This is a genomic window from uncultured Brachybacterium sp., assembly GCF_947500705.1.
Taxonomy (GTDB): domain Bacteria; phylum Actinomycetota; class Actinomycetes; order Actinomycetales; family Dermabacteraceae; genus Brachybacterium.
Genome location: NZ_CANMSY010000012.1, coordinates 81,563 through 106,887, shown reverse-complemented (window position 1 = coordinate 106,887; position 25,325 = coordinate 81,563). Strand labels below are relative to the sequence as shown.

Sequence of the window (25,325 nt, the reverse complement as noted above, 5' to 3'; positions counted from 1 at the left end):
CTGAGGCGCGAGATGCTGCCTCGGGGACTGCTGAACTGGCAGGGCAACCTGCTGCGATTGATGACAATCGTGCCGGTCATCGGCCTATGGTGAGCTATGAGTATTCCGAATCGGCTTCATGATCGCGTCGACCGTCTGCGCGGTCAAGGCGACCTCGTCCAAAAGTCCATGGCGTGGAAGCCGAGGGCGTGGCTCCGACGATTCCCGAAGGATTCCGGACACCTTCAGAGCCACGATTACAGGGCTCTGTTCGAAGCCATCGAAGCCAAGTCGACCGATGCTTCGACCGGCGACCGTCCCCGAATCGGGCGACAGCTCGCAGCCGAGCTCGCCGCTTCTGACGCACTTCACACAGAGAACGGTCAGGAGGCCAAGAAAGCGGTCGTCACGGCGTTCCTCGCGTCGATGATCTGGGGATACGGGATGGTCGGCTACGGTCCGTATCGCACCCAGCGTGTACTCACCCGCAACGGGACCGTCCACGACGAAATCGTGATCGACCAGCTCCGCGGAGTCGCCGACATGGTGCGCTCGGAGGGCGGAGTCGCAGCGTTCGAGCACATCGCCAACATTCGCCGTTCCAATCGCTCGTATTTGAAGTACCTCGGACCGGCATTCGGGACGAAGTTCATCTACTTCCTCTCCAAGGCAAGTGGGATCGTGACGACTCCGGTGATGGATAGCGTCGTCACGGGCTGGCTCCAGCGGAACGCCCCCGGCGCCGGTACGTTCAACCTCTCCTGGTGGGACGCGGAGAGCTACACGCGATACGTTGCCTTACTCCAGAAGTGGGCTGACGAGCTCTCGCAGGCAGAAGGCCGAAAATTTGAGGCCGACGACATTGAGCTCCTCATCTTCCTGGACGCTCGGGGCCTGTCGACCACTGCCCCTGAATCGGAGGACGTCACCCCCGAGTCGATGCTCGACGACCTGGGCACCGAAGCCGATGCACGTGGGGGCGAGGAGGACAAGGTAGGTGCACTCCTAGTCGAGGCACTTCGGGAGTGGTTCGCTCTGAAGCCACCAACGAAGGACTGAGTTCCCCGGTCATCACACTGCACGCCCCGCCCGTCATCACGGCCGCGGCGGCCGCAGGTCGATCCGCGGCCAGTCCACGTCCTCCCCCATGAGCTTGATCAGGTCGTCCTGTCGCGGCTGCCCCATGACTGACCGGTACGCCCCGAGCGTGCGTTGCAGTCGCCTGTACTGGCGGGACTCGCGGCTAAGCGGCATGGCCGGCACATAGCGTTCGATCTTGGCCGATCCGTCGTAGAGCCAGAACGGGCTCATCCCGTCGCTGTCCTCCGGCTCGGCGGATTCTGCGGCGTGGAACATCGCCGCCCACGGGTCATCGTGACCCTCGGCAAGCGCTGCGCTGCCATGTCGCTGAGCGACGTTCCGGCGGATGGCGTGGCCCTTGTACCGGTGCACGCGCCCTTCACGCTGCTCGAGGTCCACAGGGTTCCCGGGCAGGTTCCAGTGCACGATCGCGTGGCTGTAGGTGTGGAAGTCCAGGCCTTCCTGCCCCACCGAGGTGCTGGCCAGGATGAAGGGCCAGAACGGCGAGTTGAAGCTGTCGCGCACCGAGGTCTCTCGCTTGTCGGCCTGTTCGGAGCTCTGCGTGCGTCCGAAGCGGGCGGCGATGTGCGAATGGACGCGATGCACGCCGACGTCAATCCTCGTTCCGCGTGAACGCAGGTCGTGGACCTCGTTCGCTGCGGTGCGGATTCCGGCGGTGGCGCGGATCTTCTCGGCGAGCTTCGCGGCGCGGTCCGCCGGTGCATCGCCGAGCAGTCCGAGGGAGTCGACGAGCGTGTGCACGTACTCGTCGAGCGTGGACTGGAGGTTGCCGTCGAGGCAGTAGCCGAGCACGAGCTGCCAATAACCGTCGGCGTCCCCGGAGCTCACTCCGGTGGAGGCTCGCACCGCCGCCATGATCTCGGGCCGGTTGAAGAGAGTACGGAGCCCTTCGCTGATCGTGAGGGCGGCGCGGCGCACCCCGTCGTCCTCGAGCGACTTCGCTCCCCCGGTCGCTCTGCTCAGGGCACGCAGCGCGCAGACCCCCGGGCCCGCCACCGCGATCACTGCGAGCATCTGGGCGAGGTCCTTCGGCGGGGAGCCGAGAGTGTCCCAGTCGGGGTTCGTGGCGAAGGAGACGTGGTCGCCGTAGCGGGAGATCGATTCTTCGCCATCCGTCTCGTCGCCGACGGCTCCGCGCGGGCTCAGATCCTTCAGGTTCAGCGCCTGGTCGAGCAGATAGGGAGCAACCCCGTACCACCCAGCGGTCTGCCCCTTCTTCTCCCCGCGCGGCAGGTCGAGGCCGTCCAGCTTCTCCTGGATCCTCTCGGCCACCAGCCCGAGGAAGCGCTCCCGATCCAGCGGCAGCTCCTCGCCCAGTTCCCGAGCGACCGCGACGGGGTCTCCGAGCTGAGCGAGCGCGACGGAGGGGTACAGCAGCGCGAGGTGGGGGAGGTTGAGCAGCTTCTCGTCGGACACGGCGAAGCGGAGCAGCGGGGAGGGTCGTGTGGAGTCGTACCGGGTGCTCGAGCCGTCGTTCTGACGGGAGAACTCGCTCAGCCGACGGTCCACCTCGTAGCTGAACAGCGCGGCGATCGCCTTCGGCACCACGCTCCAGGCAGAGAAGATGAGTCGCTTGGTGAAGGTGCGGGCGCCGTCGGCGGCGAAGGGGCCGCCCGGTGTGGTGTACGGCAGCGCGGGCGGCAGCCAGGCCAGCTTCCACACGCCCCGCTCCATCGCGGCATCGATCAGCGCGCGGAGCTTCGGGTTCCCGGGATCGATCTCGCGGAACTCGAGGATGTCGTTCCAGTCCAGGAGGCCCCGGCGGTGGAGGTGCAACAGGGCGGCGAGCTCCTCGTCCTGCTCCGAGGCCAGATCCATGACACGGCGCTGGGACTGATACGCCGAGGGGTCCATGAGGTTCACCGGGTAGGGGCTCGAGCGCCAGAACTCGAACATGTCCATGCCGTGGGCCAGGCGGCCGATGCGGTCGTTCGCGGCCCAGATCTCGAGGTCCTGCGAGCGCAGCTCGAGAGAGGGCATCTCCATCTCCTGGAGCATGCCGTCGGCGACGGCGGTCGCACCGAGCCGTTCGGTGCGGGACATGACGCGCTGCAGCTCCGCGGTCGCCTGCGTCGTCGCCCACTCGGCAATGTGCTTCCCCTCGTCGGTGCGCAGCAGCATGCCTCGCCGCACCTCGGCGAGGTGCTCTGCGACGCGCCGGGCCCGAGCGGGTCCTGCGAGGAAGGCGATGGTGTCGTGGAAGTCCTGGTGGTGCTCCTCCTCGTCGAGCTCGTCGGGGAGGGTGAACATCTTGTAGGGGGTGGCGGAGAGGACGAGCGATTTCGCACCGGGGTGGGTGATGATCCGCTGGGCGAGGCGCTGCGCGTCCGTGTAGTCCTCGTCGCCGCCGCTGCGAGCCCCGGGAAAGAGATCTTTGAAGCGCTGGAACTCGTCGAGGATCACGAGGTCCGGGGCGAGACGGGACACGGCCGTATGGGCCATGGTCATCCGCAGCTCGCCGATCATCTGGGTGCGGCGACGTCGTAAGTCGTCGGTGACTGTGTCGCGGTCCAGCCAGCGGTCGAGTTCCTCAAGGAGATCCTCGAGCAGCGTCCCGCCGAAGGGTCCGCGGTCGGTGGTGATGTGCTGCGTGAAGTCGGCGATGAGGTCATCGTCGATCGTGGGCCGGCTCCAGTCCCAGTCCAGGCGGTTCGCGAACCGGTCATAGCCGACGGAGTCGCGGAAGAAGTCGATGACGGCGTCCTGCATCAACCAGAGGCGGTCGACGACGTGGCTGAGCATCCAGTGCAGCAGGACCCGCTCCTCCACGCGACCGGTCGCGTAGCCGAGCTTCAAGGACGTGCCGGGGGTGAAGGCGATGAGGTTGACCCCGTCGGCCGTTCCCCGTCCCATCGTCTGCGGGAGCATGGTGATGCGGTCGGCGTTCTGCTGCGCCTCTCCCCCGGTGAGCTCCCGCAGCCGCTCGAGGTTCTGGCCGGCGATCTGGTTGTTGGAGCAGATGTACACGATCGTCACGGCACCCTCCCGCGTGCGCCGCAGGTGATCGATGGCGCGGGCGGCGACGCCCTTCGCGACGAGGGTCTTGCCGAGTCCCACCTCGTCGGCGACGAGGAAGCGGTTCACGGGTTCGTCGTCGGTCCAGAGCCGATGGAAGGCGTGGTTCACGGTGGCGAGCTGGAACGGCTTGAGCCGGGAGAGCACGCCGTCGAGATCGAAGTGCCCGCTCTCGGTCCTGACGGGGTGTGCTTTGCTCATGCATTCCTCCTGCCGAGGGAGAACTTCAGCACGACGTCCCACAGCTGCAGGAACTCCGGCGGGATGAGCTCTTCGGCCCTCGGCAGGTCGAGGACGGCCTCGACCTGCTTGCGGACCGAGAGGATGCGGTCGATGTCTGCGCCGGCCGCGCGCACGAGAGGCTCGAAGAGCACGATCGGTGGAAGCTGGCGTGGCGTCTCCGTCCCGGCGATGCTGTCGATCGTCGTCTCGAGAGTCTCGACGTCGGTCTCCTGAGCGTGGGTGGTCGCCGGCTCGTCGAGGCCGAGGAGGAGTGCGAGATAGCGCAGCACTCGGTCACGGCTGTTGAGCATGGTGGCGAGGGCACGTTGTTCGCGGTCGACGACATCGCCCACGAGCAGCACCTTGAGCAGGCAGCGCCGGGTGACTCGGGCTGCGCCCTTCCCTGCGGTGGTCTCCACTGCGATGAACGGGGTGATCTCGTCGAGCGAGAGCGTCCATTCGGAGCGGTCGGCGAGCGGCCTGCGCAGGGCCGGCGCGGTGAGGGGCCAGATCGTGGTCTCGCCGACGGGAGCGTCGGGAAGGGCGAGCGTGAGGCGCGCGGCCACGGCGTCGTCGCCGGTGCGGGTGATGTCGAGCTGCGGTCGCGGCTCGGATCTCGCGATGCTCCGATGGAACTCCTCGAGCTCATAGCCGGTGTGCAAGGAGGGGTCGTCGATCGCGTCCTGTGACGGGGTGTAGGGCTCCATGATCGTGCGGAGGCCCATGTCCTTGCCGCCGTCGCCGAGCACCGCGTCAACCCCGCAGCTGCGGGTGGGACCGGTGAGGATCGCATCGAACTCGACGTTGAGGTCCCATGCCTGGCGGGTGAGGTTCGCGCTGCCGGTGACCACCTCCGACCGGCCGTCGGCTCGGTCGAGAATGACCGTCTTCGCGTGCAGCCCCGTGAGCGTGACGAGGGTGGAGCGTGCGACATTCCGCTCGTCGGCGGTGTCCTCCTCCACCGCTCCCTGCTCACCCGCCTCCTCGTAGTCGACGGCGGCGTCGAGGACGTTGGCATCCCAGCTCGCTGTCGCGGAGGCGCCGAGAAGGTCGGCGGAGTCCGCGCGGGTGAGCAGGGTGGCGTCCTCCGTACCGGCACGGAGCCTGGCGAGGGTGCCCTGTGAGAGGAACGGACTGATGGCGAGAACCTTCCGGGGGCGCTCGGGGAACGGCCAGTGGTCGCGGCCCTCGTCGAGCCCGAGGGCGAGCAGTCGGCCTCCCGTGAACGGCGCCGGTGCCTCGAGGCGCACAGTGCGCAGCGTCGAGGCGAGGTCGAGGATCGACTCCCTCCGCTCCTCGCTCATCGGGTCCAGCACCATCCCGGACACCGCGACGACGGCATCAGCGGCGGGGGCGGCATCGATCGCGCCGCCCGGCTCCTCGTCGAGGATCAGGGCCGTGTCCCACGAGCTGTCGAGGGTGAGGTTGCGGCTGCCGACGACGACGCGGTGGAACTGCGCGCCGTCCACCGCTCGGCGGTACCGGATGGCCCAGAGCTTGGGGTGGAACAGGGCGCCCTCGCGTGGGGGCTCCACCTGGTGGAGGGAGCCTTCGAGAAAGGTGTGGATGCGGCTGTGCGTGGTGGGCACGTGGATGCCGGCCGCCTGACAGAACACGGTGGTCCGTCCCATGAAGCGCTGGATCGCATCGAGCAGCTGGGCGGGGTCGCGGTCGTCGATGCCCGACGTTTCGTCCATCGACGCGAAGGCGAAGGTCATCGGCGCGATCAGCATCGCGGTGAGATTCAACGAATACGTGGTGGTCACGGCGACGTCCACCTCGTACCCGGGCGGGGGCCGGAGTGCTTCGGTGAGGAGGACCGTCGTGTCGGGCTGCAGCATCAGTGGCGCCCCTCTCCGTCGTAGAGGTCCTTCAGGAGCGTGGTGACATTGCTCCACCGGAAGTACATCCGCGCGGTGCCGGAGGCGCCGCTCCAGGCATTCAGCGCCTTGAGGTTGCCGGGCCGGAGGCGTGCGCGAGCCCCTTTGACGAGGCGCTCTCGTCGAGAGATGAGCTCGCGTGCACTGCGGGAGTCCGTGACCGTCCGCGGTGAGCGGGCTTCGTCGAACCAGTTCTCCAGAAAGGTGCGGGTCCTGTCCGGGAAGTTGCGGCGACGCGCGGCCATCAGCTGACCGAGGCCGAGCAGATCCGCAGCGTCGAACGGGCGGTGTGCAGCAGCTTCGTCGGCCCACTGCGCGAGACGCTCGCGGTAGTGCTCGACGCGGTCATCCCGGAAGCGATCCGGATCGCCGGACGTCGCTTCGGCCAGCAACAGGTTGTAGAGCAGGTTCGCACCCTGGGTATAGAGGCTGAAGCGTTCGGCGAGGTCGAGCGTGGTCCGGAGGCCCCGGTCCGCGACGGGGTCAAGCAGGTCGAGAACGTCGTCGGCCCATGGAGCCGACGGCATCGTGCCGTTGGCTGTCCAGCTCAACGGCCGACGGTGGGCGAGCCGCGCAAGGAGGGTGCCCGCGTTGTTACGGGTGATCGTCTCCTTCAGATACCCAACTTCCTGCGAGGTGAGTGCGAAATCGGCGCTCTTCAGCAGACCTTCCGGGCGGAGCGGCAGGTTCGGATCGAGGCCGTCAGGGATGCGTGCGCTGCCGAGTCCCTCGTCCTCGACGCGGGGAGAATCTGCGTCGAGGCGCCGGTTCTGTTCGATGCGCGCGAAGTGCTCGCGAGCGGTGAGTCCCGGCTCGAGGATCCCCCACTGCACGAGCATCCCGCCGTACAGCACTGAGGGCACACGCTGGAGGGCCTTGCCCGCGCGCCGGCCGATGATGCCCTGTTCCCCCTCGTCGGTCCCCCGTTCTAGTGCGCCGATGAAATCCCGCTCGAGGTCGTGGTACCTCGTGGCCATCTCCTCCGCGGTGGAGCGGGTTGAGGCCTCCTGCATCAGCCACGGGATGAACAGCACGTAGCGCAGCCGCGTGTGCAGGGTGGAGGTGCCGGGGAAGAACGTGTCCGAGAAGGCGTCGCGGATGCCACCGACGCCGAGATCGTCGATCGTTGTCTCGTCGCGGAACTGATCCACCGCTTCCATCATCCTGCGACGCTGCTCGGCGTCGACGGCGAGCCAGGCGAAGGTGGAAGGCATGGGTCCATGGTGCACGGTCGGTCGTCGAAAGTACGAGACAATTCAGCGATCCACAGGGCCGCCGAGCGGATAGGTCAGGTCGCCGTGTCACCGAACGGTGCGGCAGTCTCTCCCGGTCCTGCCGAAACCGTTGCCGTCGTCGATATCTGCTTGGCGGATCCATTTATGGAGCTTCATCTCGTGGACGCCGAAGCCCTTCGCGATCTGCGCGATGGTGATGCCGTCATCACGGGATCGGGCCACCCGCACGACGTCGTCGCGGAACTCCTGGGGGTAGGGAGCGGGCATAGTTCACCTCCTTCCAGGCCGCCCGTCCTTCCAGGCCGCCCGACGCGCAAGCCAGAACAGATGCCACCTATCGATGCGACGGTCCCGACAGATGAGCAGGCCCTTGATCTGCTCCAAGTCACGAGCCGGTACTCGTGGTGCAACTTTCCAGCTGAGCCGCAGGTCGCAGGACTATTGCTCCGTAAGCCGCCGCTCTAGTTCACAAGCTCTACACCTTGAGCACCAAACTCTGTAGGTTGTGAACCGATGTTGCACTTGCGTTACGTTGGGATCTCATCTACAGTCTCCGGTATCAGATCGGACGGCGACTCGCAGGGTCGCCCAGCGGAGAGGCAAGAACATGAGAACGACTCACGGCCCCGCAGGGGTATCCAAGGCTCGCGGGTGGAGCGAGCGGACCCTCTACCTGGTGGACATCGAAAACATGGTGGGCAGCGCTGAGCTCTCACAGGGCGATGTCTCCAGGACCCAGCGCCGCATCGAGGGAGCGATCGAACCCAGCGCCGGCGACCACACTGTGATCGCGGCCAGCCACCACAACGCAGCAGCCATGCACTTCGGCTGGGCCGGACCTGCCCAGCGCGTGGTGCGCAGTGGAAAGGACGGAGCAGACTTGGCCCTGCTGGCGGCTGTCGCCGATGTCTCGTGGGTCGCCGAGCGCTACGGGCGTGTGGTGCTGGCTTCCGGCGACCACACCTTCACCTTCGCCGTCACCTCACTCAAGAATGCTGGCGTCGAGGTCCTCGTGATTCGCCCAGACCTCGGCTTCTCCTCGGCTTTGCGCCGAGTCGCCGGAGCGGATGTCACCCCACTCGGCTCGACCATCCCGGCCACCATCATCAACCTGTTCACCCGTACGAAGGATGCAGCATGAGCACGCCCTCCAACCCCACCCGCACCCTCAGCGCAAGCGACATCGCGCAACTGGCCGACGTCGGCCGCTCCACAGTCAGCAACTGGCGCCAGCGCTATTCCGACTTCCCCCAGCCGGTCGACGGCGAGGGCACCCGTCTCCGCTTCGCCGCCCCCGAGGTCGGCGCATGGTTGCAGAAGCACGGCAAGAAGATGAAGAACCTCGACGCCGACCGCATGCTCTGGAGCGTGCTCGATCACTGGCGTAGCATCGCCGCGCCTGAACACGCTGGCGCCCTCGTGGCCGACCTGATCACCTGGCGCTACGTCTCGGATCCTGACAGTGCTGGCTTCGATGACCAGCTACCCACCTCGGCCCGCTGGCTGCGTGTGAAGAACGCGGAGTTTTCAGCTCAGCTCGCGGAACGGGTTGAGGCAGGGATGGAGGCTTACGAACGCACGCATCCCGAATGGGGACCGCTGTTCGCCGCGCTTCACGGGGACCATCATGGCCTACTCGTGGAAGCGCGTCGCCAGCCGCGCCTCCTGGAGTCGGCTCTGGACGCCGTCGGTCACCTGGACGTGACCCAGCTGAGCACTGTCTACAACGCCTTCCAGGACCGCCTAACCCGCTCCGCGCGACGTGGGTACGACGAGAGCGCGAGCAGCGACACACTGGTGACCCTCGTCGCCACCGTCGCCCAGAGCATTCCCGGGTCTGTGCACGACCCGGTGGTGGGCTCTGGTCGAATGCTGATGGCCACGGCCAGCCGTGGCGCGGACCGTTCCCAGCTCACCGGTCAGGATGTCCAGCTCAGCGCCTGCGTCCAGGCTACGCAGCGCGCGGTGCTCGCCGGGCATACCCATGTCAATATCCGCCAGGGCGACGTCCTCCAGCACGACGTCTTCGGACCGGGCCTGGCGCAGGTGGTGGTGATGGATCCCCCCTACGGTCAGACGGCAGTCGATACGGGGAACCTTTACCTAGATCCGCGCCTCGCCTACGGGGTCCCGCCAAGATCGCGTATGGACCTCGCTTGGCCGCAGCTGGCGGTGTGGTACCTCGGGGCCCAGGGACGCGCCTTCGTCCTCCAGGCCGCGGCAAGCGCCTATCGGGGAGGTGCAGAAGCGAAGATTCGCATGTCCATGCTGCAGGCCGGGACAATCGAAGCGATCGTTGCTTTGCCGGCGGGCCTGGCCTCGCGCACGTCGATTCCTTTGAATCTCTGGGTCCTTGCCCGCCCCGGCGAGACCAGCGACTCAGACCGGGTACTGCTCATCGATCATAGGGGCACCTCGGACATCAACTCCGAAGCGATCGCCACCGCGTTGCGGGAGTGGCGGGAACACCGCACCATTCCTGCGACCGTGCCGGCCGAAGCACGTACCGTCGCCGAGCTCCTTGCGGAGGACGCCAACTTGGATCCACGCCGAGGGATCGCATCGAACGTCGAGTCCCCGGATCTGCAGACGGTGCGGGCAGCGGTCAAGTCGCTGGACAGCGTGGTAACGAGTATGCCCCGCCTGACCACGCTCACCGCCTCCTCCCTGGTCAGCAGCGAACGGGCCCCGAAGTTGGTCTCGATCACCGATCTCGAGAAAGCAGGAAGCCTGAAGGTGCTTCGAGCGCTCGAAACGCTGCGCGCGGACGACTATGGCATCGGGGGCTCCCCGGCCGTGACCGGACCGTGGATCCGTGGGCTAGAGGAACCGCGCACGATCGACCTCAGCCTGCTCGAGAGGGAGCCGGTGATCACTCAGGTCGGGGATGTGCTGGTGCAGAACGCCGGAGAACTGTCTGCTCGCGTGGACATCGAGGGCGGCCGTGTACTTACCGGTTCTAGCGCCTATCTCCTGCGCTTGAACGGTGACGTGCTTCGGCCCGACTACCTCGCCGAACTCCTAGTCAGCACCCAGAATCGGAACCAGGCCCAAGGCACCGCAGTCTCCCGTCTCCGCCTGCAGGACGTGAAGATTCCTCTGCTCCCCCGGCAGCACCAGGAGCAGGTCGCCAACCGCCTCGCCGAGGTCCGCGCCCTGCAGAACTCCGCCCGCGCGCTCGTGCAGATCGCCGATGCCACACGACAAGACCTGGTTGACGCCATCACTGCCGGCACTGTCAGCGTCAGCTAGTTGCCCTGCGACGCCTTAGACCTGCTCTGCATCATGCAGTCAACATGCCACCGTGGGCGGCGAGGCGACGACCGAGGTGCTCGAGGCATGATGGGCACTGAAGGAGCGCACCGCGGACTGGACCCGCCCCCGTCGCGGTAGGCAAAGACCTGCCCACGGGAACGTCTCGGGCTCGGTTGAGATGGAGGCACCGTCCGTCTTTGGTCCTCCGGCCAGGAGCCTCAGGCCAGCGAACGCACCTGATCTCCCTCGGCAGGTGCCGCCGCACGCTCGATATCGTGCAGCACCCGGATCACGGCGTCGGCCTCGTCCTCGTTCGGGAACACGAAGTCGATTCGGGTCGCGGCTCTGTCCTCGTACGGCGACTGGTACAGCCGTGAGGGTTGCATCTCGCCGCGGCGGGTCAGCTCGTCGATCACCATCGCCAGGAACTCCATCTGGGTGGCATTCAGCCCGCCGAACGCGATCTTCTCGGCGAAGGCTCCCTCAGCTGCGACGCGGTCGAGGCCGACCAGGGATCGCACGAAGATGCCGAGGCCACGCTCGCCGCTCACGCTCGCCAACGCCTCCGGTGTGCCGTCGCCCTGCTCGATGAGGATTCGTTCGAGCTCGTCGAGGTCGGTCTCGGTGAGGGTCATGTTGCGTCGCAGCCGTTGGATCGCAACGTGGTCGCGGTGCTCCCGGATATAGGCGGTGACCTTCTCGCGGAACCGTGCCTGGTCGACCCCGACCGCGACGAGGGGAAGGTCGGCGGAGCGTGCCTCGCCGAGGTCGTCCTCGAAGTCGGTGACGATTGCGTGGCGCTTGCGCTTGTCGAGAAACTGCACGAGCGCGCGGATTCCGCGACGCGCCCTCTCAAGCATCGGGAGGGTCACGTCCTCCCACCAATCCTCCCCGGCGACGTCCTGCAGCAGTTCGGTAGCCGCCGCGACCTGAGGGATCGTCTGCTTCTCGAGCAGCTGGGAGGCAACGTCCTGCATGCTTGAGCGCGTGCGTCCCGCGATCTCGTCGTTCCCCTCGAGCTGCGCGAGCTCGCGCTGCAGCACCACGAGGTCGAAGCGTTTGGCCTGCTCGTCATCAACGTTCGCGGTGGTCGGCAGTGACCCCAAAGCGACTGCGGCGTCATCGGCTGCGATGGCCGGGAGCGGAGCCACCCACCCAGCGGGCGAGCCGTACGTGGAGATCAGTTTGCCGTGCTTGCGCGCGAGGAACGACCCGGTCGGGATCCCGGCGACAAAGGAGCTCAGCCAGTCGACCGCGTCGGTGCGCACGTCGACGTCGCCGCCGGCGAGATCGATCCCGGCCACGAGCCTGGCCCGCACCGCGAACAACCGCTGCGACAGGGGCACCTGAACGCTCGCTGCCCTGTCGGTGGGCTCCTGCGCGAAGTAGTCGATGTTGCCACAGAAGTCGAATACCCGAAACGCGTCCTTGTCGCGGTCGCCATAGATGCCAGGGGAAAGGCGCGTGCCCCGGCCGATCATCTGCCAGAACTTCGTCTTCGAGAACACCTGCTTGAACAGCACGAGGTTCAGCACCTCCGGCACATCGATACCGGTGTCGAGCATGTCGACGCTGATCGCAAGGTGGGGAGCCTTGTCGGGCTGCGCGAAGGCGTCGATCAGGTCCTGCGCGTAGGCGGAATGGCTCGTGATCACCTGCGCGAAGTCGCCGCCGAGGTGGGGGTACTGGGCGTCGAAGCGCTCCTTCAGGAACACTGCGTGCCGGTGGTTCATCGCAAAGACGATGGTCTTCCCGAGGCGGTCTCCGCCGGCGACCTTCAATCCGCTGCGCATCAGCTCAGCGAGGGCCTTGTCCGCGGTGTCGGCGTTGAACAGTGATCGGAAGATGCGTGGCGCCTCGACCTGGGTGGGCATGTCCTCCGGCTCGTGCTCCTCGCCGTCGACGGTGTCCCAGTCGATCTCCTCCCACTTCTCGCGCTCGTCGTCGGGGAGGTCGTCGTAGCGGATGCCGCTGCGGTGGAACCCGTAGTCGTAGACCAGGTTCTGGGGGCCGACGAGGTAGCCGTCGGCGATGGCCTGGTCGAGCGGGTACGAGTCGGTGGGGATGCCGGGCTCGAGCTCGAAGAGCCGGTAGGTGCTGCGAGCGATGTCGTCGACCGGTGTCGCCGTGAGGCCGAGCAACAGGCCGTCGAACCAGTCGAACAGGGCACCGTACTTCTGGTAGACGGAGCGGTGCGCCTCGTCGATTACGACCAGGTCGAAGAATCCGGGGCCGAAGCGGCGCCGGTCGCCGTCGCGCGCTGCGTCGACGAGGTTCATCATCGTCGGGTAGGTCGACAGATAGACGCGCGCCTCGGTCTCCTTGTCGGCGGTGAGGTTGACGCTCGCGACGTCGGGTAAGAGGTTCGAGAACGCCTTCTGGGCCTGCTTCACGAGTGCTGCACGGTCGGCGAGGAACAGCACGCGCTTGGCCCAGCCTCGCTCCATCATCTGCTTCACGAGGGCGACCGTGGTGCGGGTCTTCCCGGTGCCGGTAGCCATTACCAGCAAGACACGCCGCTGGTGGGCGTCGAAGTGCTCGCCGACCTTCGCGATCGCGCGCTGCTGGTAGGGCCGTCCTGCGATCTCGGGGTCGGCATCGGCCCCGGTGAGCGGCTGCCGCAGTGCGCGGCGCCGGACAATCTGGTCGAGCTCACTGCGGGTGAAGAAGCCAGAGACCTCTCGCGGCGGGTAGCCAGCAGCGTCGTCCCAGATCTCGTGGCGGTAGCCGTTGCTGAGGAAGATCACGGGCCGCTGCCCGAACCGCTCTTCGAGCGCTGTGGCGTAGAGCTTCGCCTGGGGTCCGCCGACCGACGGATCGACCAGGGTGCGCTTGGCCTCGACGATGCCGAGCGGGCGGCCGTCCTCGCCCCACAGCACGTAGTCGACGCGGCCCGTGCCGGTCTCGTTCCTGCCGGGGAGGATCGGCAGGCCCCCGACGGGGTACTCCCGGTCCTCGGGGGAGCGGAGTGCCCAGCCGGCGTCGTGCAACAGCTCGTCGATGAGCGCGGTGCGCGTCTCGTCCTCGCGGTAGTCGTGGGTGTCGGCGGTGACATCGGCGGCCTGCGCTGCGGCGATCTGCCTCCTGAGGCCGGCGAGCTCGGCCTCCTGCTGGGCGAGCTTCTCGTCTCGCTGCGCGATCGTGCGGCAGGCATCCTCCTGCTGCTGCGCGAACCGGTCGGCGAGTTGCTTCAGCTCGGCCGGGCCCAGCGGAGCGCGCCGCTGGGCGATCGTGACGTCGAAGGCCGTACCGAGCGGCGCAGCCTCAGGAAACGTCGAACAGTGCTTCACCGTCCAGACGATCACGTCGAACAGGTCCCGCAAGGTGGCGATGCCCTCCTGCGAGGCCAGGCGGCGGTTGCCGTGGGCGGCGTCATTGCCGCGACGCCGGATCAGGTTTAGCTGGTTGTTGATGCGTGCCGTGCGGTTTTTGAATGCCGGATCGTTCATTCGGGCGTTGAGGTCTGACCGGTAGCCCTCAGGGAGCCCGAACACCTCGACGAAGAGGTAGTCGACGATTTTCTCGACGGCGATGCGTGCGGTGAACGCGGCGGCGGTCGCATCGGAGAGGGCATAGGACTCCGCCCGCTGACTCACGTCGTAGAGCTCGGGCCACTGCGCCCGGATGAACTCGAAGTTGCTCACTTCGCCTCCCCTGTCGTTCCCCTAGTCAGTGTAGCGAAGGGGCCGACGGACGCATTCCCCACAGCAGTGGCGCATCCGCTGGTGGGAGGGAGTTGTGGGCGAGTGTTTCTGCAAATGCCTCGCTACTCATCATGGGAAACGCCGTGCATGGAGGGACACAGTTGATGGGCCGACGACAACAGAGGTCGCGGAGCGTCTCGGTCGCAAGGACACGAGCATCCGCCGCTCGAAAGCGGCCGGAGATCTCTATGCCCTGCCCTCGGACAGCGGCCGCACTACCCGGTTCCCCGCCTGGCAGTTTGACGGCCGGGAGGTGGTCCCGGGACCCCGAGAGATCGAGCCCGCCTTCCCTGCGCACCTCCTCCCCCTCTCGATCCAGCGATTCGTGACGTCGCCGCACGACAAGTTCGACGCGCGCTCCCCTGTGCAGGTGCTGCTCCGGGGAGGCCCTGTGGACATCGTCGTGACCCTGGTGGACGAGCTGGGGTACGAATGAGCCGGTCACCGGCGGAGAATCCTAGTCGCCCGGCTGTCCCTCTCACACTGTTCCCGGAGGTCGTCACCCGGCACGACGGACCCCTGCAGGGGGCATACCGTGGCTGGGAAGCATCCGGTGGCGTGGGACGAACTGCGCTGGAACGGGCCGCTGCGCAACAATCGATGGGATCCGCAGCCGGGTTCGCTAACTGCTCGCTCGACCGCGTGCGTCTCCGACGCCGTCCCCGACTACTCGACCGACTTCGCCGAGTTCTTCCAGGGCGACCACGCGATCACCCTCACGAGCGGCCGGGCGCTGTCCGGATGGCGACCCGTACGCCCCGTGAAGCTGCTGAACCTAACCGGCTGGGAGGGCAGCGGCAACTAGGCCGTACAGCACGGGTCGTCTGTCTCCCTAGGGCAAGCCCCAAAGAGCACCTGCCGCGCATTGGCCTCGGCCACCCATGAGCAGCTCAGGGATCAGATCGACGGATTCCTCGTCCCTTCCACGGTCACCGGGCATCGCCAGGTCGTCCTGTTCACCCTCTCCGCCGATACGTTCCCGACCGCTCCTGACATCTCGCGCACTCTCGAGCAAGTTGACGTGCTGGCCCCGGCCATGCGAGTGCGCGTACGCCTGAGATGGCCTATCCGCTGAGATCGGCGTGGGGCTAAGCGCGCCTACTGCACAGCAAGACCGGTCAGAGCTCCGCGCGGAAGGCTCGGTACTGGAGGGCGGCGAACAGCTCGTCGTCGGCCTCGAGGGCACGGGCAACGCGGTCGCGCTCGACGCGTATGGCGTCGACCTTGGTGGCGAACTCCTGCTGGTCCCTCAGGGGAGGGAGTGGAATTTTCAAAGTGTTCAGCCGGGCTTTAGAAATGTTCGGCATACTCGCTGCTGAACCAGAAGATAAGTTGCGCACTCTTGTACGGGTGGACTCGTCCATCATGAGCGTCTGAAAGTAGGAGGCGTCGACTCGACTGGCGTCAAGGCGCAACCTAAAAATCAGGTCAGGAAGTAGGCGTCGCGCTGGCACTTCTGAACCCGCCACCGCGACTGCCCCGACTAGCTCGCGAGTGTTCTTCCGCGTCATGAGAACGTCGCCCGGATGCACCTCGTTCCGAGTCATGCGTGCCGCGTCACCCAAGAAAGCTTTGTTTTCTTCGTGGCGGAAGTCGCCATAAGTGACGGCTCCGAGCTTCAAGATTCCCCACTCGTCGCCTTCCGCAGGCCGAGCTTCGCAGACTGCGCTGATGCCGTTCTCGATCGTCGGTACGACCTCTCGGAGGGTTACGTGCTGTGCCGTGCCAGACTCTGCGTCAAACATCTTGTGGAACAGCGACTGCGGGAGCTCGTCGAGGTGGGCGAGCTGGGCGCGGCGCTTCGCACGGATCACGTCGGCCTCGTCGAGGATCGATGCGATCCGGCGCTGCTCGGGGAGCGGGGGAAGGGGCAGGAGAGAGGCCCGCACGATGCGGTCCGACACTGCCGGGTAACTAGCACCCGTTGCTTTCCGCGCCATGTCGTCGATGAACCATGGGCTACGAACCCAATGCAAGAGGAAACTTGGAGCGACACGCAGTGTCGGCCTCAAGATCGTGAATCCCGTCGATGCTGTAGCACCATCGTATTCTGTCGTGACCGGAGCCACGGCATTCAAATTCGGCCGGACAGTGGAAACGAGTATGTCGCCCGTTTGGACGAGCTGGCGTGCGCGACTGGGAGCCTCCTTGCCGAGAATCTTGGACGACGAAACAATTGATTTCGAGAGGTTTCCGACGGCGCTAAGGTCAAGGTAAGTGAAGGTAGCGTCCGGCACCTTTCTTGGGTTCCAAGATGCGGCACGCTCGGTGACGTCACCCAGCTCCACAGTCTCCCATTCGTTAGTGCTCACCTGAGCACCGCCCGCAGTCGCGCCACGCCCTCTGCGATCTCATCGTTCAGCCGTTCCACATCGGCGAGGATGTCACTCATTGCGCGGTGCTTGACCTCCTCGTGCACGACCTCCTTGTATCGGTTGATCGAGAGGTCGTAGCCCTTGGCGATGATGTCAGCCTTGGACACCAGGAAGCTCTTATCAGTGCGGGCACGGTCGCGCTCGGCGTCGAGGTCTTGCCAGCGGGATAGGACGTCCGGCAGGTCGTCGTCGGTGATCGGGCTGCGCTTGTCATCGAGCGAGAACCCATCGGCGGCGACGTCATAGAACCAGACGTTGCCGGTGCCGCCGGCGCCCGTCTTCGTGAAGAACAGGATCGCGGTCGAGACTCCCGCATAGGGCTTGAAGACGCCCGAGGGCAGCTTCACGACGGCGTCGAGCTTGTGGTCCTCTACGAGCGTGCGGCGCAGCTCCCTGTGCGCCTTCGAGGAGCCGAACAGGACACCGTCCGGCACGATGACCGCGGCGCGCCCGCCCGTCTTCAGCAGGCGCAAGAACAGTGCGAGGAAGAGCAGCTCGGTCTTCTTCGTCTTGACGACGCGCTGCAGATCCTTGCTGGTCGACTCGTAGTCGAGCGATCCGGCGAACGGCGGATTCGCGAGAATCATCGAGTACCGCTCGGTCTCGCCTGCTGCACCCTCCGAGAGGGAGTCGCGGTAGCGGATGTCCGGTGCGTTCACGCCGTGCATCAGCATGTTCATACTGCCAATGCGCAGCATCGTCGAGTCGAAATCGAAGCCGTGGAACATCGAGTGATGGAAGTGCCGGGACTGCGTCTGGTCGACCAAGGCGTCAGGGTGCTTCTCGCGCACGTACTCGCTCGCGGCCATCAGGAACCCTGCCGTGCCGCAGGCCGGATCGCAAATCTCGTCGCCCGGTTTCGGTGCCATCATCTCGACCATCAGCCGAATTATGTGGCGCGGGGTGCGAAACTGGCCGTTCCTGCCGGCCGTGGCGATCTTCGAGAGCAGATACTCGTAGAGGTCGCCGTTGGTGTCGCGATCATCGAGCGAGATCGCATCGAGCATGTCGACGACCTTGCCGAGCAGCGCGGCGCTCGGGATCGTGTAGCGCGCATCGCGCATGTGCCCGCCGTACGTGGTCGTCTCGCCCGCGATGTCATCGCCCAACGAGCGCAGGAACGGAAAAACCTCGTCGTTCATGAGTTGGTGCATCGCGGCGGTGTCGCCCGAGGCCTTCATGCGCGACCAGCGCAGATGCTCCTTCGCAGGAGAGAACGGCATCGCCTTGCTCGTCGAGCCGAGCCGTCGCAGTTCGCGCTCCGCAGTGGTCTGTTTCTCATCGAGCCGGCGCAGGAACAGTAGGTACGTCACCTGCTCGATCACCTCGAGCGGGTTCGAGATGCCTCCGGACCAGAACGTGTCCCATACCCGATCAATGCGGCTCTTCAGCTCTCCCGTAATCACGGCGCCGACTATATGCGTGTCGGCTGACCGGCGACCCGTCAGGAGTAGGAGAGGACAGTGACGGTTAGGGATCACGTGCGGGAGCGGAGCATTCAGGACACCACCAGCTCACTCGGCGACCTCCACCCGGCTTAGCGAGGATCTCCGGACAAGCTCCTCCGTGGGGACTCGGTCGGCGACTCGCGAGCTTCATCTGCATCGGGCTGAGAAGCCGCCGGGGAGCAGCGTCCGCCTCTGCACAGCTCGCGACACCCGTAGGCGGACGTCCACGCTTCGGAGGCGCACTCCAAGGACGCGCTCATGTCACGGACCTTCGGTCTGAATCGGAACTGAGAGCCGCCGATCGCGCACCCCGTCGTCTCGCCCCGTCGGCCGGCACCTGATGGAATGTCCCCATAAGCCCACGTCGCCACGGCCGCAACCCGCTCGGGCAGGGCGCCGCCCGCCACCGCGCGAGCCGCCGCGCGCCGCATACCCCGCGCCGAGCCTCCGCCCCCGTCGAGCCGGCGGCCGAGAACCCGCTGATCCAGGTGCTCCGCCCGGCGCTGCGCTCCGAGGACCCGACGGCGTTCTGGGTCGCCGCCGCGCCGCTGCTTACGGAGATGGCGGACCCGCAGAACCATCCCGAGGAGCTGCCCGAGGGCGTGGACCTGCTGGACACCTTCCTCGAGATCGACATCGCAGAGACCACTGCCCTGCTGCACATGGTCGCGGCGATGAGCCCCGACGAGGGCCTCCGCTCCCGGGCACAGGCGGGGCTGACCACCCGCCGTCAGCCGATGCCGCCGCAGGTGTCCGGGCTCGCGCAGGCCTCCGTCACCGAGGCACTCGCGTTCTCCGATGGCGCCGGGGAGAACCTGATGATGGAGCTGCTGCTCCCTCGCGGCGTGCGCGCCGTGCTCATCACCTACATCGAGTGGAGCCCGGTCCCGTACATGAAGGACGCCTTCGTGATCGGCGAGTCGATGGACGAGGTCACCCGCACATACCGGGAGATCATGGCGCGGGACGGGAGCTCTCTGGACGAGATGCTCGAGACCGTCACCCCGGCCGATGCGGGCGCCCGCTTCCGTCAGGCCCTCGCCAGCACTCCGGCGGACGTCGAGCAGGCCGGGATCGGGGAGCAGTGGCCGATGCTGCGGTCCTTCGTGGAATTCGCAGTCGGGCTGCTGCCGGACGGCGGCACGGGGTATGAGGACGACCTCCTCAGCGGGTTCTCCGCCGGCGATCCGATCCCGGAGCACCCGCCGTGGATCCTGGAGGACGGCACCGACCTGGTCGAGGAGTTCCTCGACTCCGCACATGCCGCCGACCTCGAACTCGGCAAGGACGCACAGGACCTAGCTGTTGCGGGTCACGACGTTGTAGTCACCGGGCCGGGGATCAAGGAACGGGCCCCGACCGGCACGATGGGTGGCGCTGGAGCTTTCGGCCGGTCTCCTCGAACGGCGAGCACCATCGTCCACGGATTTCTCTGACTTCGGAACAAGCCGCCCTTCTTCGGAGACATTCGAAGTACAACAGAGGCGGTCGCCCCCTTGGTCGGCGGAAGTGGCCCCCATCGCCCGTTGGCGGCGCGCGCCCTCCATCCCTTCGTCAGAGCCCTGTCTGTCGTAAGCGCGCACTCAGAGAGACATCCGAGGTGATCGACATGAAACGTCCCAAGACCCAAAGGCGTTGGGAGGTCACCAACGATGTCGCCCCCAGCGTTTACTTCGGAATCGATCGGAAGCTGACAGGCGTCTACACGCTCGAGTTCAAGGGCGGCGAGAAGTACGTTGGCAAGACAGTCGATCTGACCAGTCGGATAGCGTCCCATCGCCGCCGCTGGGACGACATCATCGCGATCTCGTTCATCGAGTGCGGCCACGCCGAACTCGATGCGCTGGAACGCACGATGATCACCCAGACCGAGCGGTCCTTCCGCATCCGGAACAAGATGCTCACGCGAATGCCTGCCGGTGAGGCGGAGATCGACCTCGTCGTCGACAAGGAGCAGCAGGCGGAGTGGCTCGAAGGAGTGCAGCCCTCTTACCCCTTGGACGAACGCACCCGTGCCGCAGAGCGTCGGATCCGCAATCGCGCGAAGTTCGACGAGTTCATGGCGCACCCTGCACAGGCCACTGCACTCGGGGATCTCACCGCCTATGTCAACGCGGTCATTCCGTGGCCCTCCGCGACGGGCGGCCTGTACTGAGGGGTCTCGGCGATGCCGTCCACGTCACGAACACGCGACAGAAGGCGTCTCTTCACCGTGAACGCGCACAACGTCGAGCTGTACTACTTGATGCAGTTCAGCAATCCCTCGGAGATGTTCGGGATCCTCAACGTCGACTCACGGATCATCAACCGTACGGATCACCGAGAACTGATGGCGGAGCGACATTCGCTCTACCGGAGCTACCCCGACTGCACCACCATCACCGTGGCGGGCGGGGAGATCGCGGAGATGTTGTCGCGTACCAGCGTGCTGGCGGCGGCGCGCTCCATGGCACTGGGACTCATGCGCCGCGGACCCTCGAACTTCGCGAAGTTCCACTCCGACGATCTGCTCGATCGAGTTCTCGTGAGTCGGTCGGAGCACGCCACGGCCTAGTGGGCCTGCCCACCTTGGCGGTGTAGTTGCTGCCGTTGTCGGTGACCAGGCGGGAGATCGTCGTGATGCCGTGGGCAGCGAAGAACACTCGGGCGCGATGGAAGAACCCGATGGTCGTGGCGGCTTTCTCGTCCTCGAGCGCTTCGGTGTAGGCCAGGCGGGAGAACCCGTCGAGGGACTGCCGCACAGATAGGTGACATCTGATCTGGCTTGCCCGCAGGGCGGCCTGGAAGGATGTGCACTATGCCCGCTCCCTACCTGACTTGCACAGGTGAGAGCCGATTCTGGAGATTCGTGAGTGTTCGTGCTGGTGAGCGCATCGCGTAGTGAGGAAGTGACACACTAACGGGGTGGTGTTTCTACGGAAGGTGACCACGGCCTCGGGTGCGACGGCCGTGCAGATCGCTGAGCGGAAGAACCGTCGGGACGTGGTGCTCGAGCACCTTGGCTCCGCCCGCACCGAAGCGGAGCTCGCCGCGTTGATGAGTGTCGGCAGGGACAAGATCCACGCTGGCCAACTGGCTCTTGACCTCGACCTTTCCCAGGATCCCCAGTCTGCGGTGGTGAATTCGGAACATTCTCGCCTGCTGGTGGAGACGCTCCGCTCGGCCTGGTCCGTGCTCGGCTTCGATGTCATCGAGGATGAGGCGTTCTTCCAACTCGTCGCCGCGAGGCTGATCGAACCAACGTCGATGAGCGATTCCCGCCGCGTCCTCACCGAGGTCGGGGTGGAGCCGGTCCACCGCAACACCTTCCACGCCGCTCTACGGCGCTGCGCCGAGCGTGAGTACCGAGATCGCATTGCCACGAGGTGCTTCAAACACGCCTCGACCAGCGGAGACATCTCCCTGGTGCTCTATGACGTCACCACCCTCTACTTCGAGGCCCCGAAGGAAGACGAGCTCCGGAAGGTTGGCTTCAGCAAGGAGCGGAGGGTCGATCCGCAGATCGTGGTCGGCCTCCTGGTCAATCGTGAAGGGTTCCCCCTGGAGATCGGCTGCTTCGAGGGCAACAAGGCGGAGACCCTCACGATCGTGCCGATCATCAAGCGGTTCCAGGCCCGGCACAACCTGGCGGACATGGTTGTCGTCGCGGACGCCGGGATGCTCTCGATGGCGAACCTGAACGCTCTGGCCGAGGCGGAGTTGAAGTTCATCGTCGGCTCGCGGCCGAAGAAAGCACCCGGTGACCTGGCCAATCACTTCCACTGGAACGGGGACGTGTTCAACGATGGGCAGCTAATCGACACGATCACCCCGCGCCACGGCTCCACCAAGACCGAGACGAAGCGGCGCCGCACAGAGCCGGTCTGGGATCCCGAGGAGTATCCCGGTCACTGGCGCGCGGTCTGGTCCTACTCCCGCAAACGCGCAGTCCACGACAACTACACCCTCACGCAGCAGGAGAACAGAGCGAGAGCCGTGATCGCCGGCGACGCCTCAGTCAAGGGCACCCGGTTCATCAAATCCACCAAGACCGGCAAGGAACTGGATGAGGAGTCGCTGGGAAAGGCACGGCAACTGGTCGGGCTGAAGGGCTACGTCACCAACATTCCCGCAAGCACCATGGCCGCGCCGGAGGCGCTCTCCAGCTACCACGACCTCTGGCACGTGGAGCAGTCCTTCCGAATGAGCAAGACAGACCTCCAGGCCAGGCCCATGTTCCATCATCAGCGCGACGCGATCGAAGCCCACCTCACCATCGTCTTCACCGCGCTCGCAATCGCCCGTTTCCTGCAGCACAAGACCGGGTTCAGCATCCGCAAGATCATCCGCATCCTCCGCCCGCTGCAGGACGTCACGATCACCCTGGCCGGCCAGCAGATCACCGCCAAGCCCGACCTCACCGACGACGCCCAACACGTCCTCAACGCGCTGACACACTAAACCTGTGCAAGTCAGGCCCTACCCCCAGGAGTTCCGCGAAGATGTCGTGCGAGTGGCCCGATCCCGTGAGGACGGCATCACTCTCGCGCAGATCGCGAAGGACTTCGGCGTCCACGAGATGACGCTCCCCAAATGGATCCGCCAAGCAGACATCGACGACGGCAACCGCCCCGGAAAACCCGTGAGGACTCCGCGGAACTGCGCGACCTCCGCCGCCGCAAACGGCTGCTGGAGCATTAGAACGAGGTCCTCCGCCGCGTAGCCGCCTACCTCTCCCAGGCGAACCTGCCGGGAAAAGGTTCTACCCGCTCGTGAGCGAGCTCGCCGCTGACGGCATCCCCGTCGCGGTGTCCCTGCGGGTCCTCAAGCTCTCCCGCCAGCCCTACTACCGCTGGCTCAAAGACCAGGTCACCAAAGCCGAGCTCGTCGAGGCGTAGCGCGCCAACGCACTGCTGGACGCCCACCACGACGATCCCGAGTTCGGCTACCGGTTCCTCGTCGGCGAAGCCGCAGAGGCCGGCGAGGAGATGTGCGAGCGGACCGCGTGGCGGATCTGCCGAGACAACCAGTGGTGGTCGGTGTTCGGGAAGAAGCGTGGCAAGAACGGAAAACGCCCCGGCCCGCCAGTCCATGACGACCTCGTCAAGCGGGACTTCTCCGCTGATGACGTCAACGAACTGTGGCTCACCGATATCACCGAACACTGGACCGACGAGGGCAAGCTCTACCTCTGCGCCATCAAGGACGTCTTCTCCGGCCGCATCGTGGGCTACTCGATCAGCGACCGGATGAGGACCCGTCTAGCGGTGAACGCCCTGGACAACGCAGTATCCCGGCGTCGCGACGCGGCTGGTTACATCGTGCATTCGGGCCGCGGATCTCAGTTCCGATCAAGGAAATTCGTGCACGCCCTGAACCGTCATCACCTCATCGGCTCGATGGGTCAAGTCGGTGCTGCCGGAGACAACGCCGCCATGGAATCCTTCTTCGCGCTGCTCCAGAATAACGTCCTGGACCGCAAGCGCTGGCGAACCCGAGAAGAGCTGCGGATCGCGATCATCACCTGGATCGAGAGGACCTACCATCAACGCCGCCGCCAAGCTGGCCTGGGCCGATTGACCCCCATCGAATACGAGACCATCATGAACCCGGTCGCACTCGCGGCCTGACACCCCAACTGTCACCTTTTCGTGCGACAGTCCCGCTCGCGCGCGCCTTCCGCGACCTGTCCCGCCTGTTCGTAGCGGTTCGGCTAGTATAATCGCATGCCGCCAAAGGATACAAACCTTCCCCGGTTCGCTCTCTGGATCGTAACCACACAGGGGGCCAATCGGGTACGTGTTTATGGTGCAGATACACTCTCGGAAGCATTCGATAAAGATAGCTCTCCCTCGAGGAGATCTATTTGCGCACTAGTTGACGTAACTAGCGAGTTCGAAGACGCTCCGGTTCTGTACGGATTCGCGGTCACGCAATCGCGTGCGGGCGTGGCGACCGGAACTGTACGCGCAATGCTTTCTCCGGTTCATCTGCTGAATCAGCCGGTCACCCTCACAGATTTGGTCACGCAAGGCGTTCAAGTCGGCGAGGCTCCCCCTCCTTTCTTCGCGCAGTCGGCATCTCGTTCCACGGCCGTCCATCTTATAGACGTCCTCGAGAAGCGTGGCGAAAACCTGAAGCCTTGGCTCAACGGCGCGCTCGCAATTGCAAAAAGGTATGCACCCTCCGTCGAGCAGGCGCGGGCGGAGGCACGAGACGCTGTGGTGTTAGCCGCACAAATCGCGAAGTTGGAACTCCCGGCAGACACCTTTATTGTTACCCATCGTGAAACAAGTGACGATACACTATTGGATACGGTACTCAACAGGGCTTACGAGCGCGATCTCGAGGAGGAGCTCCTACCGCTTGACCTGGGGAGATTCGATGGGAAGCTCACGCCCAATCCGCGCAGCGCAAGTACCACTGTGTTCGAAGACCGGGGCGGCAAGAAGCGGCTAGTTGTTATGTCGGTAAACAAGAAGCCGCTCGAGGAGGAGCTTGGAATCGACCTCCTATACTGGGATCGGGTCCACGATTCTTTCACCTTTGTGCAATACAAGCGGCTCGAAAGGGAGGAGTCGCGCCGCGCCGATGCGCTCAACGATTGGACCTATCGCCGCAAGGGTGAGCTCTTGAAACAACTGAACCTAATGCCTGCCGGGATTGAGAAAGCTACTACCGCCGAAGATTGGCGCGCTTTTGGGACGCCTTTTTGGTTTAAGTTCGTCCGTGGCGACGCCGCTGCGAAGCTCGATGAGAAGTCACTAAAAGGCATGTATGTACCGGCAGAGTGGTTGCGTCTAGCAATTGCGGGGGACGACCTTAATTCAGGCCCAAGGGGCGGCTTTAGGGTAACTTACAACAACACTAAGTATATTGGTCGGACGACTTTTGCTGAAATTGTCTCGCGTGGACTCACTGGAACGGGTGGCGGGCGCACCGAGGCCTTCAAGAAGGTGATCGCAGATCTGGGTGTCGACAGAGAGCTGATCGTCGCGATCCGTGAGGATTGGGGGAACGATCAATCTGAGCCGCAAGACAATGGAGCGGAGTCACCTGCAGGAGAGGACCAAGATCGGAAGGGCGATGACTCTCCGTTTTGAGTCCACTCATACATTATGAACCGTCCCAG

General features: G+C 65.4%; 16 protein-coding genes and 2 pseudogenes. 10 read left to right on the top strand and 8 right to left on the bottom strand.

The window, feature by feature from the left end; translation table 11 throughout:
* Positions 1 to 96 precede the first annotated feature (96 nt).
* On the top strand, positions 97 to 1,038 hold the full coding sequence (locus Q0937_RS16510) for a hypothetical protein (protein WP_299305887.1): 942 nt from the start codon (positions 97 to 99) through the stop codon (positions 1,036 to 1,038).
* 36 nt (positions 1,039 to 1,074) lie between these two features.
* Here Q0937_RS16510 and Q0937_RS16505 read toward each other — a convergent pair whose 3' ends face one another.
* The 4 genes from Q0937_RS16505 to Q0937_RS16490 form a co-directional block, all read right to left on the bottom strand.
* Entirely contained in the window at positions 1,075 to 4,296 is a 3,222-nt protein-coding gene (locus tag Q0937_RS16505; protein WP_299305886.1) for a helicase-related protein, read from the bottom strand.
* Entirely contained in the window at positions 4,293 to 6,158 is a 1,866-nt protein-coding gene (locus tag Q0937_RS16500) for a phospholipase D family protein (RefSeq protein ID WP_299305884.1), read from the bottom strand. The genes Q0937_RS16505 and Q0937_RS16500 overlap by 4 nt, the downstream gene beginning before the upstream one ends.
* Positions 6,158 to 7,411, bottom strand: coding sequence for a DUF6361 family protein (locus tag Q0937_RS16495; protein ID WP_299305882.1), 1,254 nt, complete (start codon positions 7,409 to 7,411; stop codon positions 6,158 to 6,160). Before Q0937_RS16495 ends, Q0937_RS16500 begins: the two co-directional genes overlap by 1 nt.
* A gap of 87 nt (positions 7,412 to 7,498) precedes the next feature.
* On the bottom strand, positions 7,499 to 7,699 hold the full coding sequence (locus Q0937_RS16490) for a transposase (protein WP_299305880.1): 201 nt from the start codon (positions 7,697 to 7,699) through the stop codon (positions 7,499 to 7,501).
* 340 nt (positions 7,700 to 8,039) lie between these two features.
* On the opposite strand from Q0937_RS16490, the gene Q0937_RS16485 reads away from it, so the two are divergent.
* Together Q0937_RS16485 and Q0937_RS16480 are read left to right on the top strand one after the other, a co-directional pair.
* Positions 8,040 to 8,573, top strand: a complete 534-nt coding sequence (locus Q0937_RS16485; protein WP_299305878.1) for an NYN domain-containing protein — start codon at positions 8,040 to 8,042, stop codon at positions 8,571 to 8,573.
* Positions 8,570 to 10,684, top strand: coding sequence for an N-6 DNA methylase (locus Q0937_RS16480; protein ID WP_299305876.1), 2,115 nt, complete (start codon positions 8,570 to 8,572; stop codon positions 10,682 to 10,684). The genes Q0937_RS16485 and Q0937_RS16480 overlap by 4 nt, the downstream gene beginning before the upstream one ends.
* Before the next feature lie 221 nt (positions 10,685 to 10,905).
* Here the strand turns inward: Q0937_RS16480 and Q0937_RS16475 are convergent, their stop codons facing one another.
* Positions 10,906 to 14,331 (bottom strand): DEAD/DEAH box helicase family protein, encoded by a 3,426-nt coding sequence (locus Q0937_RS16475; RefSeq protein WP_299305874.1) that lies wholly within the window; start codon positions 14,329 to 14,331, stop codon positions 10,906 to 10,908.
* A 595-nt stretch (positions 14,332 to 14,926) separates the two neighbouring features.
* Between Q0937_RS16475 and Q0937_RS16470 the strand changes: the two genes are divergently transcribed.
* On the top strand, positions 14,927 to 15,196 hold the full coding sequence (locus Q0937_RS16470) for a hypothetical protein (RefSeq protein ID WP_299305872.1): 270 nt from the start codon (positions 14,927 to 14,929) through the stop codon (positions 15,194 to 15,196).
* 313 nt (positions 15,197 to 15,509) lie between these two features.
* Here Q0937_RS16470 and Q0937_RS16465 read toward each other — a convergent pair whose 3' ends face one another.
* Together Q0937_RS16465 and Q0937_RS16460 are read right to left on the bottom strand one after the other, a co-directional pair.
* Positions 15,510 to 16,703 carry a restriction endonuclease subunit S gene (locus Q0937_RS16465; RefSeq protein ID WP_299305870.1) on the bottom strand — a complete coding sequence of 398 codons (1,194 nt, stop codon included), beginning with the start codon at positions 16,701 to 16,703 and terminating at the stop codon, positions 15,510 to 15,512.
* Entirely contained in the window at positions 16,700 to 18,247 is a 1,548-nt protein-coding gene (locus tag Q0937_RS16460; RefSeq protein ID WP_363323242.1) for a class I SAM-dependent DNA methyltransferase, read from the bottom strand. The genes Q0937_RS16465 and Q0937_RS16460 overlap by 4 nt, the downstream gene beginning before the upstream one ends.
* A 455-nt stretch (positions 18,248 to 18,702) precedes the next feature.
* On the opposite strand from Q0937_RS16460, the gene Q0937_RS16455 reads away from it, so the two are divergent.
* From Q0937_RS16455 to Q0937_RS16445, 3 genes are all read left to right on the top strand, one after another.
* Entirely contained in the window at positions 18,703 to 19,650 is a 948-nt protein-coding gene (locus Q0937_RS16455) for a hypothetical protein (protein WP_299305868.1), read from the top strand.
* Between the two features lie 173 nt (positions 19,651 to 19,823).
* Entirely contained in the window at positions 19,824 to 20,369 is a 546-nt protein-coding gene (locus Q0937_RS16450) for a GIY-YIG nuclease family protein (protein ID WP_299305866.1), read from the top strand.
* 57 nt (positions 20,370 to 20,426) lie between these two features.
* Positions 20,427 to 20,768, top strand: coding sequence for a hypothetical protein (locus Q0937_RS16445; protein WP_299305907.1), 342 nt, complete (start codon positions 20,427 to 20,429; stop codon positions 20,766 to 20,768).
* Positions 20,769 to 20,781: 13 nt separating this feature from the next.
* Here Q0937_RS16445 and Q0937_RS16440 read toward each other — a convergent pair.
* Positions 20,782 to 20,946: pseudogene (locus tag Q0937_RS16440) on the bottom strand (IS481 family transposase); the annotation flags it as partial.
* A gap of 190 nt (positions 20,947 to 21,136) precedes the next feature.
* On the opposite strand from Q0937_RS16440, the gene Q0937_RS16435 reads away from it, so the two are divergent.
* The 3 genes and pseudogenes from Q0937_RS16435 to Q0937_RS16425 all read left to right on the top strand — a co-directional run bounded on the left by Q0937_RS16435 (position 21,137) and on the right by Q0937_RS16425 (position 25,296).
* Complete coding sequence (locus tag Q0937_RS16435; RefSeq protein ID WP_299305864.1) at positions 21,137 to 22,654, top strand: IS1634 family transposase; 1,518 nt, start codon at positions 21,137 to 21,139, stop codon at positions 22,652 to 22,654.
* Positions 22,655 to 22,658: 4 nt separating this feature from the next.
* Positions 22,659 to 23,823 (top strand): annotated as a pseudogene (locus Q0937_RS16430) (IS3 family transposase).
* Between the two features lie 318 nt (positions 23,824 to 24,141).
* Positions 24,142 to 25,296, top strand: coding sequence for a hypothetical protein (locus Q0937_RS16425; RefSeq protein ID WP_299305862.1), 1,155 nt, complete (start codon positions 24,142 to 24,144; stop codon positions 25,294 to 25,296).
* Positions 25,297 to 25,325 lie beyond the last annotated feature (29 nt).